We start from the raw sequence: 2,048 nt of genomic DNA, 5'->3' as shown, positions 1-2,048 counted from the left end.
AGCTTAGTACGAACATTACCGAGAGTGAAATCAGCATAGGAGTGCTTAATTTCAAATACAGTACCGTCAGTACCGACATCTCCCAGAGGCTCGCTACCCCAGTTGTAATCAAATTCGAACTTGTTTACGAACTTGAATCCGTCGTTGAATTTTGCGGTGTAGTAGAGACGGGTACGGCTGTCAATGCGTCCGTAGCTTTCACCGTCCTGATTAAATTCATCCTGAACGAAAGCGCGGGTACGCCAGTATCCGCCGAATTGATTTTCCACTGCAGATGCAGTGGTAGCTGCCACACCACCAGCTAACATAAGGCCAACGGCTGAAGCAATAACCTTTCTCATTGTAATCTTCTCCATATTTTATTTTTTTAGCCCTCTCTTAAAAAGGCCGTTTTTATCTTTCACAGTTTATCTAGCTGATCGTCAGCTAAAACCTCGTAAAACACCACGAGGTCAACCGTGAAGATATCCTGCTATGGTTGGACAATTTACCCAGAGCCCGGACCTATGGATAAATACAAAAGCTGAGATCAAAAGGTAGAAGAACTCAGTGCCTTTTTGCTTTTACAAACGAAACATTGAATACTGAACTTCTCCCTGGTGACAATGCATAAAAGGGCTCTTTTTTCAGTAGTCAGTTTATATATAACGATACCCCAAAATGCAGAACCCATAGTACGAGCAAGCTTGTAGATATGCCCCCCTCTTACCTGAGCTATTCCCCGTTTTCTGCAACTCATAAGCAGAAAAGTTCGGCTGTTTGAGCTTGCTCTCGGAACTCATGTGAACAGATACCGAGAACTAACACACGATAAAACGGTATATACAGGAAGAGTACCATAAAACTTCTGGCATAATTCTGAGTCATTCCGGTACAGTCCAAGCGACGCATCTCGAACAACGTGAAGCCTTCCACAAACAATTGGCATCAGCCAACCTCCTAGGAATTTGCAACGGTACAGACGGATGCGTTAAGGTTTATTTCTGGCACGCTTCTAGTGCTAAATCACTGCCGGTTGCAGCATCAGCAGCAAAATAGTCCGCGCCAATTTTGTCGCAGTAACTCTGTGTAAGCGGAGCACCACCAATCATAATCTTTACCTTATCTCTGATACCCTTCTCAGTAGCTATCTTTACCACGTCTTCCATGATCGGCATCGTTGTTGTCAGCAGCGCTGAGCAGGCAATAACATCTGCATTCTCCTCAATAGCAGAGTCGACAAAATCCTGAGGTGCAACGTCAGTACCTAAATCAATGACTTTGATTCCTTTGCCTTCAAACATGAGTTTGACCAAATTTTTGCCAATATCATGCAGATCCGTTTTATAATACCCTATTACATAGACAAAATTTTCAGGCATCACGACAACACATTCCTAAACGAACAAACAAATTCAGCCCATTTTCCTTTATTTTCACTGTTTGCAGTACAAACATTTCCTTATCCAAGCCTAACTAACAAGTTGACATCCGGCGATGTTTCCCATAACCTGGCCAGCCAAATCAAGAAGCCATAATCCCATTGGCCAAAAATAATTTTATACAATTCCAGGCGGTTATTGAATTATTCCCGAATTGTTGCATCCAGCTCTATCATATTACACTCCTCACGTTATGGGACGCTCGCGACATATTTAGCACAATTTCGATAACACAAAGCTGTTCCGTGAACTGATCGACACAGCTAATTTTGCAAGTTGCGAGCCAAAATATTGCAATTTTTTTCACACTTTGATCTAGGGAAAGTTAAGATGGAAGGAATCAACAGAATAACGAGGGGATAAAATACATTTATAGAGCGCGGAGTCCTGAAAAGGACTGGAAAATATCCAGGGGGCGAAAGCAAAAAATGAAACATAATTTCCGTCAATTGTGTTGCATTTTGCACGAAAAATTGTGGCATCGTTATTGGACATAATGTTTATCAGAAGGAGACCTACCTACCTTGCCAGTGTGGGTTAGAATGAAAGTGTGCAACATTCACCCCAGAGCCATAACCAAGGAGGCAGGTCATGAGAAAGCATACCATAAAATACGTAGGATTGGAT

At 42.3% G+C, this 2,048-nt stretch carries 1 protein-coding gene and 1 pseudogene; both read right to left on the bottom strand.

The annotated features are described in order from the left end of the window. Positions 1-341: pseudogene (locus tag BLQ17_RS21965) on the bottom strand (hypothetical protein); the annotation flags it as partial. A 636-nt stretch (positions 342-977) separates the two neighbouring features. Next, positions 978-1,361: a cobalamin-dependent protein gene (locus BLQ17_RS21960; RefSeq protein WP_092226422.1), complete on the bottom strand. Its 384-nt coding sequence runs from the start codon at positions 1,359-1,361 to the stop codon at positions 978-980. Positions 1,362-2,048 lie beyond the last annotated feature (687 nt).

This window comes from Desulforhopalus singaporensis (assembly GCF_900104445.1).
Lineage (GTDB): Bacteria > Desulfobacterota > Desulfobulbia > Desulfobulbales > Desulfocapsaceae > Desulforhopalus_A > Desulforhopalus_A singaporensis.
The sequence above is the reverse complement of the archived record's forward strand: the minus strand, read 5'-3'. Positions and strand labels throughout refer to the sequence as shown.